The organism is Nonomuraea antri (genome assembly GCF_013283785.1).
Classification (GTDB): Bacteria; Actinomycetota; Actinomycetes; order Streptosporangiales; family Streptosporangiaceae; genus Nonomuraea; species Nonomuraea antri.
This window is the reverse complement of the sequence record NZ_JABCPZ010000271.1, coordinates 1-14,016: the sequence shown is the minus strand read 5'-3', so window position 1 is coordinate 14,016 and position 14,016 is coordinate 1. Positions and strand designations below refer to the sequence as shown.

Here is a 14,016-nt window from a genome sequence, read left to right as displayed (position 1 = left end):
CCCGTCCCCCGCGAGCCCCAGAAGGAGGCGGCCCCCGGGTTCGCCGCGGTCGCCGACCCCGCGGCGAACCGCACCGGCGAGGTGACCCTGCAGATCGACTACGACACGGCCGAGGCCGACGGCCTCGACCCGCAGACCGCGCAGTGGGCCCGGACCTGGATGCTCACCGGTCTCAGCTACGAGACGCTCGTGACGACCGACGAGAAGTTCGCCGTCGTCCCCGAGCTCGCCACCTCCTGGACCACGCCCGACGACCGCACCTACGTCTTCGAGCTCGACCCGGCCGCCACCTTCTCCAACGGCCGCAAGGTCACCGCCGCCGACGTGGCCGGCAGCCTGGAACGGCTGCGCACCGGCAAGAGCGTGTGGGCCGGGCAGCTCGGCCCGGTCGAGAGCATCGAGGCCAGCGGCGACTCGACCGTGACGGTGAAGCTGGCGCGGCCGTACGCGCCGTTCCTGGCCGCGCTGGCCAACACCCCGGCCGCGGTGCTGCCGATGAAGGAGGTGAACGCGGGCACGATCGACCTCAAGAAGCAGATGGTCGGCAGCGGCCCGTACGTGGCCAAGCAGCACCGGCAGGACAAGTCGTGGACGTTCGAGCTCAACCCGTCCTACCGGCACGCCGCCAAGACGAAGATCACCAAGCTGAACATCGAGATCGTCCCCCAGGACTCGACGCGGATGGCCGCCCTGCGCGAGGGCAGCACCCAGCTCGCCAACTTCAACAACGCCGACTCCATCGACCTGCTCGCCGACAGCCCGAAGGTGAAGGTGTTCGCGCAGCGGCAGAGCGACTACTTCTACCTGCTGATCAACTCGCGCCGGCCGAGCTCGCCGCTGGCCGACGAGAAGGTGCGCTTCGCGATCAACGCCGCCATCGACCGGCAGGCCCTCGTGGACGTCGCCCTGGGCGGCGAGAGCGCGCCGACCGGCGCCGCACCGAGCAACCTGCCCGGCGGCTGCAAGCCCGCCGAGCTGCCCTCGGCGCAGGCCGGCCCGGCCCAGGCCCCGCAGCTGCTCGCCGCGACCGGCGCGAAGAACCTGTCGCTGAACCTGCTCATCGACAACACCGAGCCGGTGCTCGCCCAGCTCGCCCAGGTCATCCAGCAGCAGCTCGGCAAGCTCGGCGTGGCCGTGAAGATCCAGCAGTACGACGTCGGCACCTACGAGAAGATGGTGCTCGGCAGCCGGCCGGGCGAGTTCGACCTGGCCATCGGCTGGTTCGTCGGCTACGTCGACGCCTCGATGGTCACCCGCTGGTGGAACCCGAAGCTGGCCGGCTTCACCGAGGGCTTCGCCGCCGACCACGCCGAGCTGAACGCGCTGATCGAGCAGGCCGAGAGCACCGGCGACCCGGCCGCCCGCGGCGCGGCGCTGACGCGGGTGTGCGCGGCGGCCGACCGCCACGCCGAGATCGTGCCGCTGGTGCACCGGCCGTCGTTCCTGGCCGTGGACACCTCGGCGGTGAGCCCGACCGTGCAGAGCGACGAGGGCTACGGCGACTTCCTGCGCCACATCGCCGGCTTCCGCCTGATCGGCAAGTGAGCGGCGATGGTGCGCTGGATCGCCGGCCGGGTGCTCAGCTCGGCCGTCACCCTGCTCGGCATCGCCCTGCTGATCTTCGTCGCGGTCCGGCTCATGCCGGGCGGCTACGCCGACGTCATCCTCGGCCCGCTGGCCAGTGAGCAGCAGCGGGCCGAGGTGTCGGCCAGGTACGGCCTGGACAAGCCGGTGTTCCTGCAGTTCTTCCTGTGGCTGGGCGCGCTGCTCGGCGGCGACCTGGGCATCTCGATGGTCACCCAGGCGCCGATCGCCGACGAGCTCGCGCTGCGGCTGCCGGTGACCGGCCTGCTGGCCGCGATGTCGCTGACCGCCACCCTGCTGGCCGGCGTGCCGCTGGGCGTGCTCAGCGCGCTGCGCGGCGGCGAGGGCCGCGGCGGCACCGCCGGGCGGCTCGTCTCGGCCCTGGGCATCAGCCTGCCCGAGTTCGTGCTCGGCAGCGCGGTCATCTACCTCTTCTCCAGGTTCGCGCTCGGCCTGCGGGTCGGCGGCTTCGCCTCGGGCACCGGCGGGTTCGGCGCGACGTTCCAGGCGCTGCTGCTGCCCGCGCTGGTGCTGTCGGTGTTCTCCGTCGCGGCGACCGCGCGCACCACCCGCGACGCGGTGCTCGGCGTGCTCGTCGAGCCGCACATCGCGGCCGCGGTGGGCCGGGGCGAGCCGCCGTGGCACATCGTCCGGCATCACGTGCTGCGCAACGTCGGCATCCCGATCCTCACCCTGCTCGGCAGCATCGTGGCCTACCTGCTGGGCGGCGCGGTGATCGTGGAGTCGCTGTTCAACGTATCCGGGCTGGGCTCGTACATGATCTCCGGGCTGGGCCGCAGGGACTTCGGCGTCGTGCAGGCCACGGTGCTGCTCACGGCGGCGGCGTTCATCGTCGTCAGTCTGCTGACCGAACTGGCGTCCGGATGGCTCGATCCGCGCGTCTCGACCACACGGAAGGCGGCGCGATGACGCTCGCATCCCCCGTATCCGGCCGCCGCGACGTGCTGTTCACCGGCGCGCTCGCCGTCCTGGCCGTCATCGTGGTGAGCTCGGGCGCGGCGGCGCTCGTCCCGTTCGCGGGCGACCCGGACGCCACCGTCGGCCCCCGGCTGTCGCCGCCGTCCGCGCTGTGGCCGTTCGGCACCGACGCGCTCGGCCGCTCGATGCTGGCCAGGGTACTGGAGGGCGCGGGCACCACCCTGCTGCTGTCGATCGCCGCGGTCGCGGCCACCGCCGTGGTGAGCACGCTGCTCGGCATGGCCGCCGGGTACGGCGGCGGCCTGCTGCGCGAGGCGGTGACCCGGCTCGGCGACGTCCTGTACGCCTTCCCCGCGATCGTGCTGGCGGTGCTCGTGGCCGCGGTGGCCGGGCCGGGACAGAGCGCCGCGGTGGCCACGATCGTGCTGGTCACCGTGCCGCTGATGACCCGGATGATCACCGCGGCGGCGGCGTCGGTGGCCGGACGCGACTTCGTCACCACGGCGCGGATCAGCGGCGTGCCCGCCCCGGTCATCCTGGTCAGGCACGTGCTGTCCAACATCAGCGGCACGATCGCGGTGCAGGGCACGTACGCGCTGTCCATCGGCATCCTGGTCGAGGGCGGGATGAGCTTCCTCGGCTACGGGGTGCAGCCGCCGCAGTCGTCGCTCGGCTCGCTCATCCAGCAGGGCGGGGCGTACCTGGTGCACGCGCCGTGGCTGCTGTTCACCCCGGCGGCGGCGCTGGTGCTGGCCATCCTGGCCATCAACCTCGTCGGCGACGCCCTGCGCGACCGGCTGGAGCCGCGCGAGACGAGGAGCCTCGGATGAGCGAGACCCCCTTGGTGCGGGTACGCGGCCTGTCGGTGGAGTACCGGTCACGCTCCGGCGCGGTGCCCGCGCTGCGCGAGGTGGACCTGCTGCTGGAGCCCGGCGACCTGCTCGGCGTGGTGGGCGAGAGCGGATCGGGCAAGAGCACGCTGTCGAACGCGCTCCGCCGGCTGCTGCCGCGCTCCTGCCGGGTCACGTCGGGCTCGGTGGAGATCGGCGGCGTGGACGTGGCCGGGCTGGACCCGTCCGGGCTGCGTGCGCTGCGCCGTGACGTGCTCGGCTTCATCCCGCAGGACCCGATCGGCTCGCTCGACCCGACGCTGCGCATCGGCCGTCAGCTGCGGCTGGCGCTGCGGCCGCTGGGCCGTCCCGGCGACCGGGAGGCGCTGGCCGGGCTGCTGCGCGGCGTGCGGATCCGCGAGCCGGAACGGGTGCTGCGGCTCTACCCGCACGAGATCTCCGGCGGCATGGCCCAGCGGGTGGCGATCGCGCTGGCGATGGCCCGCGAGCCGCGCGTGCTGATCGCCGACGAGCCGACCGCGGCGCTCGACGCCCAGGTCCGCGAGGAGGTGCTGGACCTCATGGTGCGGCTCATCGCCGGCTCGGGCGCCGCGCTGGTCTGGGTGAGCCACGACCTGCGCGCGGTACGCCGCTGGTGCACGCGGGTGATGGTGATGCGCGAGGGCGAGGTGGTCGAGGCCGGGCCGACCGAGGACGTGTTCGGCCGGCCCGCGCACCCCTACACGCGGCGGCTGCTGGAGGCGCTGGCGATGACGCCGGCCGGCGGGGAACGGGAGAACGCATGAGCGCCGTACTGCGGATGGAGCACGTGCAGGTGACCTTCACCAGCGGGTGGGGGCGGCGGCGCGCCCGCGTGCGGGCGATGCGTGACGTCAGCCTGCTGGTCGAGGCCGGGCGCACGCTCGGCGTGGTCGGCGAGTCCGGCTCGGGCAAGAGCACCACCGGCGCGGTCGCGCTCGGGCTGCGCCGCCCGGACAGCGGCCTGGTCGAGGTGCTGGGCCGGCCCGCCGCGCGACGGGACCGCGCGCGGCGCGGGCGGGTGCAGGCGGTGCTGCAGCACCCGCAGTGGTCGCTGAACCCGCGCCGCCGGGTCGGCGTGTTGGTACGCGAGCCGCTCGCCGTCGCCGAGCCCGGCCTGGGCCGCGACGAGCAGCGCGACCGCGTGGCCCGCATCCTGGAGCAGGTCGGGCTGGACGCGGCGGCGGCCGGCCGGTATCCGCACGAGCTGTCCGGCGGCCAGCGGCAGCGCGTGTCGGTGGCCCGCGCCCTGATCACCGAACCGGCGTTCGTGGTCTTCGACGAGCCGGTGAGCGCGCTGGACGTGTCGGTGCAGCTGCAGATCCTGGAGCTGATCCGCGAGCTGCAGGCCGCGCACGGCTTCGGCGCGCTGTTCATCTCGCACGACCTCGGCGCGGTGCGGCGGGTGGCCGACACGATCGCCGTGATGCGGCTGGGTGAGGTGCTGGAGTCGGCGCCGGCCGCGGAGTTCTTCGACCGGCCCGTCCACGAGTACTCGCGGCGCCTGCTCGCCGCGTTCTGACCCGTCGACGTTCCGACGCATCGACGTCCTGACCCATCGACGTTCTGACAGGAGAGGTGACCGATGAGCGACACGGCTGAGGCGATCTACGTCGTCGGCGAGATCGAGCCGTTCGACGGGTCGGACGGCCCGCGGCCGACGACGGTCGCGGTGGCCGGCGGGAAGGTGCTCGCGGTCGGCGGCGCCGAGCTCGCCGACCGGCACCGCGGCCGTGACACCGTGGTGCGCCGCTTCGCGGGGGCGGCCCTGCTGCCCGGGCTGACCGACTGCCACATCCACCCGGTGTGGGGGTCGGTCGAGCGCGGCCGGGGCGTCGACCTCGACGGCCTGAACACGCTCGACGCCGTGCTCGGCGCGCTGCGCGCCGCGGCCGCGGGCACCCGGGAGGGTGACTGGGTGTTCGGCTACGGGCTCGACCCCAACGTCTTCGACGGGCCGCCGCACGGCCGGATGCTGGCCGGCGCGCTGCCCGGCCGTCCGGTGTCGTTGCTGCTGCGTGACGCGCACTCGCTGGTGGTCAGCCCGCGCGCGGTCGAGCTGGCCGGGCTGACCGGCCGCGAGACGTTCGAGGACCGGGCGTCGGTGGAGCTGCACGAGGACGGCGCGCCGAGCGGGCTGCTGCTGGAGCTGAGCGCGATGGCGCTGGTCGAGCACGCCTACCCGGTGCTGCCGGTGCGGCAGCAGGCCGACTACGTGCTGGCCGAGCTGACCAGGATGGCCGCCGCCGGGCTCACCGGCGGTCACGCGATGGACTTCAGCCCGCCCAGCCACGAGATCTTCGCCGACCTGGAGTCGCGTACCGAACTGCCGATCAAGCTGCGCTGCTCGCCGCTGGTGCCGCCGGACTCGGGTCCCGAGGTGTGGCGCGAGATCGCCGCGCTGCAGGGCCTGCGCGGGCGGCGGTGGGCGGTCGAGGGCGTGAAGTTCATGCTGGACGGCACCATCGACAACGGCACCGCCTGGCTGGAGGAGCCGGACTGCTACGGCGAGAACCGCAGCGCGGTGTGGACCGACCCGGCCGCCTACCGGGCGGCGGTCGCGTTCTTCGCCGCGCGCGAGATCCCCACCGCGACGCACGCGATCGGCGACCGCGCGGTCCGCTTCGCGCTCGACACCATCGCCGAGGCGGGCGCCGGGCCGTCGGCGCCGCACCGGATCGAGCACGTCGAGACCATCCCGGACGAGACCGTCGCCCGCTTCGCCGCGCTCGGCGTGGTGGCGAGCATGCAGCCCATCCACGGCACCAGGCACACCCGCGCCGACCTGAGCGACAACTGGTCGGTCAGGCTCGGCCCCGAGCGCGCGGCACGCGGCTGGCGCTGCCGTGACCTGCGCGAGCGCGGCGCGGTCGTGGCGCTCGGCTCCGACTGGCCGATCGGCTGCGCCGACCCGCGGATCCTGCTGGCCGACACGCAGTTGCGCCGCCCGGTCGAGCGGCCGGGGACCGCCCCGGTGCAGCCGGCGCAGGGGCTCACCGCGCGCATGGCCTACGAGGGCCTGACCACGCACGCCGCGCTCGCCGCCGGCCGGGCCGGCAGCCAGGGCCGCATCGCGCCCGGCTACGACGCCGACTTCACCGTCTTCGCCGAGAATCCTCTCGGCCTCACGCCCGAGCGGCAGGCCGGGAACCCGGTGCTGGCCACGGTCGTCGACGGCCGTGTGCAGCACGGCTGAACACCGATCAAAAGGACACCATGAACCCCGAAAGACACCATGTCGCCGTGAGCGCGGCCGACCCGTTCGAGCGTGGCAAGGAGCGCGGCGACCTGCTGCGGGCCGAGCTGCCCGGCGGGCTCGCGTTCTACCTGGAGCTGTTCGGCCTGGCCGGGCTGAGCGAGGGCCGGGTGCGCGACGACGCGCTGCGCACCGCCGACGTGATCGGCGCCGTCCGGCCCCGGCTGCTGGCGGAGCTGGACGGCGTGGCCGCCGGCGCCGGGCTCGACCCCTGGCAGGTGTACGCGCTCAACGCGCGTACCGAGATCCTGGCGCAGAGCGGCGCCGGGCGGCCCGGCGAGTGCTCGACCATCGTGCGCCGGCTGGAGCCGCACGCCGTGCCGCGCACGTTCGGCGTGCAGACCTGGGACTGGCACGTGGAGCTGGCGCCGTACTGGCACACGCACGAGGTGCGCGGCGGGCATGACGGCGGGTACGACGTCGTCGGGCTGACCGAGCACGGCATCCTGGGCAAGGTCGGCGTCAACAGCGCCGGTCTCGCGCTGCACTTCAACATCCTCGGCCACCGCGCGGACGGGGTCGGCGGCGTCCCGGTGCACGTGCTGGCCGCGCTGGTGCTGGAGGAGGCCGGGTCGGTGGCCGAGGCGCTCGACCTGGTGCGGTCGACGCCGGTCAGCGCGTCGAGCTCGTTCACGCTGTTCGACGCCGACACGGCGGTGACCACCGACATCACGCCGGTCGGGGTGTTCCCGGTGGAGCCGATCGGCGGGACGCTCATCCGCACCAACCACTTCCTGTCGCCGGCGCCCCGCGACGGCGAGAAGAACGAGCTCTACCAGCCGGACTCGGGCGAGCGTTACGACCTGGTGGCCGACCGGCTGGCGCGCCGGCCGGAGCCGCGCGACCCGGACGCGCTGCTCGCCTTCCTGTACTCCGGTCCCGGCCAGCCGCCGCTGTGCTGCGTGCCCGACATGACGCTGCCGCCGGGCGAGCGCTGGGCGACGCTGGCCACGATCACGCTCGAACCGGCGAGCCGCACCGCCAGGGTCGCGGACGGCTCGCCGATGGAGGCCCGCGACAGGCCGTGGCGCACGCTCACGGCCTGACCGGCGCGGCTCACCCCTTCAGCGCGCCCGCCATCAGGCCGCGCATGAAGAACCGGCCGAGCAGGACGTAGATGACCATGGTCGGGACGGAGGCCAGGATGGCGGCGGCCATCTGCTGGCTGTAGGGGGTCGCCTGGGCGCCCGCGATGTTGTTCAGCATGACCGTCGCGGGCCAGCTCTGCGGCCCGGTCAGGAAGACCGCGAACAGGAAGTCGTTCCAGAGCGAGGTGAACTGCCAGATGACGACCACCGCGATCGCGGGCCCGGAGACCGGCAGGACGACCGACCAGTACGTGCGCAGCAGCCCGGCCCCGTCCACCCGGGACGCCTCGATGATCTCGTCCGGGATGGTCACGTAGTAGTTCCTGAAGATCAGCGTGCAGATCGGGATGCCGTAGACCACGTGCGCGAGCACCAGGCCGGGGATGCCGCCGTAGAAGACGCCCTGCAGCCCGGTCAGGTCGTTCAGCCCGACCAGGAGCTGCACCAGCGGGATCATCACGCCCTGGTACGGGATGAACATGCCGAACAGGAAGAGGGTGAACAGCACGTCCGCGCCGGGGGAGCGCCATTTCGACAGCACGTAGCCGTTCATCGAGCCGAGCGCGCACGACAGCAGCGAGCCGGGCACGGCCAGCAGCACGCTGTTCCACAGTCCTGGCGAGAGCTTCTCCCAGGCGACCCGCCAGGCGTCCAGGGTCCAGGTCTGGGGCAGGTTCCAGGCCTGGCCGGGGTCGGCCTCGGTGAGCGGCTTGAAGCTGGTGGCCAGCAGCACGTAGATCGGGATCAGGAAGATCAGCACGAAGGCGATCAGCACCACGAACCGCACCGCGGTGAAGACGGGCCGCCGGGTGGCCACCGCGGTCATGAACGCCTCTCCTTACGCACGGACCAGATCAGGTACGGGATCACGAAGATCGCCACGCTGAGCACGATGTAGGAGGCGATCGTGGCGCCCTTGGCCGGGTCGTGGGAGTCGAACACGGCCACCCACATGAAGACGGCGGGCACGTCGGTGACGATCTGCTTGCCCGACACCGCCACGATCAGGTCGAAGACCTTGAGCGAGATGTGGCCCAGGATGATCAGCGCCGACAGGGTGACGGGCCGCAGCAGCGGCAGCACCACGTGCCGGTAGACGCCCCACTCGGTGCAGCCGTCGACGCGGGCGGCCTCGCGCAGTTCCTCGGGCACGCCGCGGAACCCCGCCAGGAACAGTGCCATGACATATCCGGACATCTGCCAGATCGCTGGGAGTGCCATGGCGGCCATGCCCCAGTCCGGGTCTCTGAACCACTGCCACTGCGGCAGCCCGACCGCGTCGAACAGCCGGTTCAGCCCGACCGCCCGCTCCCCCGTGCCGGAGTTCATCAGCCACCGCCACACGATGCCGGTCGCCACGAACGAGACCGCCATCGGGAACAGGTAGATCGCCCGGAACGTGCCCTCGCCCCTGATCCCCTTCTCCATCAGGAACGCCAGCAGCCAGCCCAGCAGCAACGCGCCCACCACGAACACGACCGTGAACACGATCGCGTGCTCGACCGAGAGGTGCCAGCGCGGCTGGTCCCAGATGTCGACGAAGTTCCGCAGCCCGACGAACTCGCCCTCGGAGACCTCGTCGTGCTTGTCGGTCATCGCCAGGCGGAAGTTCCAGCCGAGCATCCCGTACACGAAGACGCCGATCGCCACGATCGACGGTGCGACGAGGAGCAACCCAGGCAGCCAGGTGCGTGCCCGCCTCACAACCACTCCCTCCGCGAGTACGGCAGGCGCGCCGGCCTGCCGTACCCGTCCAGTACTCGTCCAGTACTCGGTCGGCGCTACTGGGCGTTGGCCTTGGCGGCGTCGGCCAGGGCCCGCTGCAGGGCCGCGACGTCCTTGCTCGCGATGAACAGCCCGACCGCCTCGTTGATCGAGGCCAGCCACGTCTGGTTCACCGACACGCCGTGCTGGATGGAGCCGGCCAGCTTGTTGCTCGACCAGTCCTTCAGCGCGTCGGCCAGGTAGTCGGTGTAGAGCGACTGGTCGGCGTCCTTGCGCGCGGGGATGCTGCCCTTCTTCGGGTTGAAGGCGTCCTGGCCCTCCTTGCTGGCCGCGACCTTGAGCCAGGCGAGCGCGCCGTCGCGGTTCTTGGCGCCCTGGGGCAGGGTGAAGCTGTCGGACAGCCACATGTAGGTGCCCTCGGTGCCGGGAGCCGGAGCCCAGTCGAAGTCCGTCTTCGACGTCTTGCCCAGGCCGCCGTCCGGCGGGTTGTGGAAGTAGCCGTAGGCCCAGTCGCCCATGATGTTGAAGGCGGCCTCGCCGTCGGCGACCTGCTTGGCGGCGGGCTGCCAGTCGTCCTGCGGGTCGCCCGCGTACGACATGATCGTCTTGAAGCTCTCCAGGGCCTTGGTGACCTGCGGGCCGCTCCAGTCGGCGCCCGGCTTGAACAGCGCGTTGTAGCCGTCGGTGCCGAGCGAGGCGAGCAGGACGTTCTCCAGCAGGTGCGTGACCGTCCACTCCGAGCCGATGGACAGCGGGACCTTGCCCTTGGCCTTGACCTTCTCCAGCGCCGCGACGAACTCCTCCAGCGTCTTGGGCGCCCCGGCCACGCCGGCGTCCTTGAGCACCGTCGGGTTGAACCACAACACGTTGGAACGGTGGATGTTGACCGGCACCGAGTAGATCTTGCCGTCCAGCGTGATCTGCTCGACGAGCTGGGCCGGGAAGACGTCCTTGAGCTTCAGCTCGTCGTAGAGCGAGGTGAGGTCCTCCAGGTCACCGGCCTTGATGTAGCCCTGCAGCTCGGCGCCCGCGTGTCCCTGGAAGGTGTCGGGCGGGGTGTCGGCCTGGAGCTTCGACTGCAGCAGCGCCTTGGCCTTGTCACCGGAACCACCGGCGACGGCCGCGTCGAAGAACGTCAGGTTCGGGTTCTTCGCCTCGAAGATCTTCCGCATGGCCTGCAGGCCGTCGGCCTCGCCTGGTCCCGTCCACCAGGAGAAGACCTCCACCTGCTTCTTCGCGTCGCCGCCGCCACCGTCTCCGCCGCCGCTACCACAGGCGGCCAGGCCCAGCACGCCCGCCATCGTGATCGCGACGGTCGCCAACCACCGTCGTCGCATTGCACACACCATCCCTTCGAGAACCCCGAGTGGTGAGAGGTGACAACGTTGTCAAGTCGATATGGGCCATCAACCCACTTCGCGCTCGGTCACGTCAAGGTGTGCGTGGGTAACAGGTCCGCATATTCCCCGCGGCGGGACGATCGGGGTCTGGCGGGAAAGACGATCGGCGTCTGGCGGGAAAACGGCCCAGAACGGCGGCTTTCCCGGTGGCCGGACGCGTTCCTGCGCTGCGAGTCTTCGTCCTGTCTGCACCCGAGGATCGGAGGACTCATGAAGCGGATCGTCATTTCGGCCGTCGCCGCGTTGTGCGTGGCGGGGGGCTTCGCCGCGCTGGCCGCGGCGCCGGCGAGCGCCGACAGCGTGCGCATCACCGCGGACGGCGGCGCGGCGACCGACAACCGTGACATGTGACTGACGGCCACTGTCGCAGGTGACGCGTGCCTGACTCGGACGTCATGTCGCGTGCCTGACTCGGACGTCATGTGGCGTGCCTGACTCGGACGTCATGTCGCGGCGCGGCGGGGACGCGCGCCACCCCTCGCGCGTCCTCGCCGCTCTCCCCGCGCCCGGCCGGCTCCGGGGAGGCCTCCGGCCGCCTTGCTAGGCTGCCCGCATGCCCGCGATCCTCAACCCGGGGGCCGGGCGGCACAAGTTCGACTACCGTGCCGCGCAACCCGCGCGAGCACTCGGCGCCTTCGTCGACCACTACTGGTTCGTCTCCTGGGACCTGCGCGGGCAGGAGCCCTACGAGCAGCAGGTCCTGCCTTATCCGGCGGTCCACCTGACCTTCAAGGAGAACCGGTGCCGGGTCGCCGGGGTGCCGCGGGGCAGGTTCTCCGAGGTGCTGAGCGGGGCGGGCCGGGTGTTCGGCGTCCGGTTCCTGCCTGGCGGATTCCGTCCTTTCCTCGGGGCGTCCGTGTCGTCGATCACCGACCGGTTCCTGCCCCTCGACGCCGTCTTCGGCACCGCCGCGCACGACCTCGCCGCCGCCGTGCTCGCGGCCGACGACGTCTCCGCCGTATCGATCATGGACGACTTCCTGTCCGCCCGGGCGCCGGCCCGGCCGCTTCCCGCCGCCGAGCTGGCCGCCACGGTGGTCGGACGCATCGCCGCCGAGCCCCGGGTCACCCGCGTCGACGTCCTGGCCGGCGAGGTGGGCCTGACCGTCCGGCAGTTGCAGCGGCTGTTCGCCGAGTACGTCGGCGTCGGCCCGAAGTGGGTGATCCGCCGGTTCCGGCAGCACGAGGCGGCCGCCCGCGCGGCGTCCGGCGTCAAGCTCGACCTGGCCCGGCTCGCGAGCGAGCTCGGCTACAGCGACCAGGCGCATCTGAGCCGCGACTTCAGCGGCATCGCCGGGCTGCCTCCCTCCCGTTACGCGGAGGCGGAGCTTGAATCGCCGCCGGCCAGGTAGGCGCGCGGGACGGGGGGTGAACCGCCCGTCCCGCGCGTTTTCACGGGACGGGACGCCGGAACCTGCGGCGGTAGGACCGCGGCGGCACGCCGTGGCGTTTGACGAACCCTTCGCGGAAGACCGCCGCCGTGTTGTAGCCGACCAGCCGGGAGATCTGCTCGACGCCCAGATCGGTGGTCTCTAGGAGCACCTCGGCCCGCTCCATCCGCTGGGCCTGCAGCCAGGAGTAGGGAGTGGAGCCGGTGGCCGCCTTGAACCGCCTGGCGAAGGTGCGCTCGCTCATCAGCGCCCGCCTGGCCAGCTCCCCGTTCGACAAGGGCTGGTCGAGGTTGGCGCGGGCCCACTCCATCACCTTCACGAGCTGGTCGTCGCGACCGGGCCTGGCCGCGTGCGGCGGGCGGTCGTCGTCGCGCTGCCACACCACGACCAGGTGCGGGGCGGGCCATCGTGTCCGGCCGGGCCAGGAGACGCAGCGCGTCCGGATGTTCATCCGTCTCGTCGGATTCCTCATGCCGGCGCCGTCCCCGCGAGTTCGGCGACGGTGGACGCCACCTGGTCGACCTCGTCCTCGGTGTTGTAGTAGTGGGGCGAGACGCGCAGGCACCAGTCGACGTCCTTGTCGCCGAAGTCGAACTGGGCCAGTTCGCGGAAGCTGAGCGCGGAGTTGATGCCGCGCGCGTCCATCGCGGCCTTGAACGGCTGCGCCTGCCAGCCCTTGATCTCGAACGTGACCAGCGCGCCCAGCGTCGGCCCGTGATCCAGCACCCGCACCCCCGGGATCACCGTCAGCCGCTCGCGCAGCCGCGCGGCCAGTGCGGGGGTGCGGCGGGAGATGGCCTCCACACCGACCCGCCGGGCGTAGCGGACGGCCTCCGCGCAGCCGAGCACGCTCGCGTACGGGAACTCCCAGTCCTCGAACCTGGCCGCGCTCTCCAGCGGCTGGTAGCGGTCCTGCGCGACCCAGCGCGAGCCGTACATGTCGATGAACAGCGGCTCGTAGCCCGCGTCCAGCACCCGGTCCGAGACGTACAGGAAGCCGGAGCCGCGCGGGCCGCGCAGGAACTTGCGGCAGGTCGCGGTGAGCAGGTCGCAGCCGATCTCGGCCACGTCCACCGGGTACTGGCCGACCGACTGGCAGGCGTCGACCAGATACAGCAGGCCGAGTTCGCGGCAGTGCGCCCCGATCTCGGCGACCGGCTGCACCAGGCCGGAGTTGGTGGGGATGTGCGTGGCGCTGACCAGCCTGGGCCGGTGCTCGCGCATCAGCGCGGCCATCGCGGCCACGTCCACGCCGCCCTCGGGCAGGTCGGGGGCGTGCACGATGCGGACGCCGAACCGCTTGCGCAGCGACAGGAACGCGATCTGGTTGGAGATGAAGTCGTTGCGCGTGGTCAGGATGACGTCGCCGGACTCGAACGGGATCGCCGACAGCGCGGTGGAGTAGGCGTGGGTGGCGCTGGTGGCGAAGGCGATGTTGCCGGGCCCGCAGTTGATCAGCGCGGCCAGCTCGGTGTAGAAGCCGTGCACCTGTTCGGCCCGGGCGGCCGACGCCTCGTAACCGCCGATCTCCGCCTCCAGGCGGAGGTGGCCGAGCATGGATTCCAGCACGGGGGTGGCCAGCAGGCCGCAGCCGGCGTTGTTGAAGTGCACGACCCGCTCACAGCCAGGGGTGTCGGCGCGCAGGGCCAGAAGCGTTTCCCGGTTGAACTCAGAAGCGCTATTAGCATCTCTCATGTAGGAGAATAGCACTTCTGACAAACTCGCCACCGCAACCGCCCCCCTCACCGCAACCGCCCCCCCTCAC

The 14,016-nt window shown here is 72.1% G+C and carries 14 protein-coding genes; 9 read left to right on the top strand and 5 right to left on the bottom strand.

Going from position 1 to position 14,016, the window contains the following annotated elements:
• The 7 genes from HII36_RS47770 to HII36_RS47740 form a co-directional block, all read left to right on the top strand.
• The coding region (locus tag HII36_RS47770) for an ABC transporter substrate-binding protein (RefSeq protein WP_173530028.1) at nucleotides 1-1,545 on the top strand (1,545 nt) is incomplete at its 5' end.
• 6 nt (nucleotides 1,546-1,551) lie between these two features.
• Nucleotides 1,552-2,514, top strand: coding sequence for an ABC transporter permease (locus HII36_RS47765; protein WP_173530027.1), 963 nt, complete (start codon nucleotides 1,552-1,554; stop codon nucleotides 2,512-2,514).
• The gene (locus HII36_RS47760; RefSeq protein WP_173530026.1) at nucleotides 2,511-3,353 is read left to right on the top strand and encodes an ABC transporter permease; all 843 of its coding nucleotides are present in this window, start codon (nucleotides 2,511-2,513) and stop codon (nucleotides 3,351-3,353) included. The genes HII36_RS47765 and HII36_RS47760 overlap by 4 nt, the downstream gene beginning before the upstream one ends.
• Nucleotides 3,350-4,159 (top strand): ABC transporter ATP-binding protein, encoded by an 810-nt coding sequence (locus HII36_RS47755; RefSeq protein WP_173530025.1) that lies wholly within the window; start codon nucleotides 3,350-3,352, stop codon nucleotides 4,157-4,159. Before HII36_RS47760 ends, HII36_RS47755 begins: the two co-directional genes overlap by 4 nt.
• A complete protein-coding gene (locus HII36_RS47750; RefSeq protein ID WP_173530024.1) occupies nucleotides 4,156-4,914 on the top strand; it encodes an ATP-binding cassette domain-containing protein in 759 nt (252 codons plus the stop codon). Before HII36_RS47755 ends, HII36_RS47750 begins: the two co-directional genes overlap by 4 nt.
• 63 nt (nucleotides 4,915-4,977) lie before the next feature.
• Nucleotides 4,978-6,588 (top strand): amidohydrolase, encoded by a 1,611-nt coding sequence (locus HII36_RS47745; RefSeq protein ID WP_173530023.1) that lies wholly within the window; start codon nucleotides 4,978-4,980, stop codon nucleotides 6,586-6,588.
• Between the two features lie 47 nt (nucleotides 6,589-6,635).
• The gene (locus HII36_RS47740) at nucleotides 6,636-7,694 is read left to right on the top strand and encodes a C45 family peptidase (protein ID WP_328808221.1); all 1,059 of its coding nucleotides are present in this window, start codon (nucleotides 6,636-6,638) and stop codon (nucleotides 7,692-7,694) included.
• A gap of 10 nt (nucleotides 7,695-7,704) precedes the next feature.
• On the opposite strand, the gene HII36_RS47735 is transcribed toward HII36_RS47740, so the two are convergent.
• The 3 genes from HII36_RS47735 to HII36_RS47725 all read right to left on the bottom strand — a co-directional run bounded on the left by HII36_RS47735 (nucleotide 7,705) and on the right by HII36_RS47725 (nucleotide 10,798).
• Nucleotides 7,705-8,562: a carbohydrate ABC transporter permease gene (locus HII36_RS47735; protein ID WP_173530021.1), complete on the bottom strand. Its 858-nt coding sequence runs from the start codon at nucleotides 8,560-8,562 to the stop codon at nucleotides 7,705-7,707.
• A complete protein-coding gene (locus HII36_RS47730) occupies nucleotides 8,559-9,440 on the bottom strand; it encodes a carbohydrate ABC transporter permease (RefSeq protein WP_173530020.1) in 882 nt (293 codons plus the stop codon). Before HII36_RS47730 ends, HII36_RS47735 begins: the two co-directional genes overlap by 4 nt.
• A gap of 77 nt (nucleotides 9,441-9,517) precedes the next feature.
• Nucleotides 9,518-10,798, bottom strand: coding sequence for an ABC transporter substrate-binding protein (locus HII36_RS47725; RefSeq protein ID WP_173530019.1), 1,281 nt, complete (start codon nucleotides 10,796-10,798; stop codon nucleotides 9,518-9,520).
• Between the two features lie 273 nt (nucleotides 10,799-11,071).
• On the opposite strand from HII36_RS47725, the gene HII36_RS47720 reads away from it, so the two are divergent.
• On the top strand, nucleotides 11,072-11,212 hold the full coding sequence (locus HII36_RS47720; RefSeq protein ID WP_173530018.1) for a hypothetical protein: 141 nt from the start codon (nucleotides 11,072-11,074) through the stop codon (nucleotides 11,210-11,212).
• A gap of 202 nt (nucleotides 11,213-11,414) precedes the next feature.
• The gene (locus tag HII36_RS47715; RefSeq protein WP_173530017.1) at nucleotides 11,415-12,212 is read left to right on the top strand and encodes a helix-turn-helix domain-containing protein; all 798 of its coding nucleotides are present in this window, start codon (nucleotides 11,415-11,417) and stop codon (nucleotides 12,210-12,212) included.
• Between the two features lie 40 nt (nucleotides 12,213-12,252).
• Here HII36_RS47715 and HII36_RS47710 read toward each other — a convergent pair whose 3' ends face one another.
• Entirely contained in the window at nucleotides 12,253-12,702 is a 450-nt protein-coding gene (locus tag HII36_RS47710; protein WP_236004736.1) for a helix-turn-helix domain-containing protein, read from the bottom strand.
• 17 nt (nucleotides 12,703-12,719) lie between these two features.
• Complete coding sequence (locus HII36_RS47705) at nucleotides 12,720-13,862, bottom strand: aminotransferase class V-fold PLP-dependent enzyme (RefSeq protein ID WP_328808220.1); 1,143 nt, start codon at nucleotides 13,860-13,862, stop codon at nucleotides 12,720-12,722.
• Nucleotides 13,863-14,016: the final 154 nt, after the last annotated feature.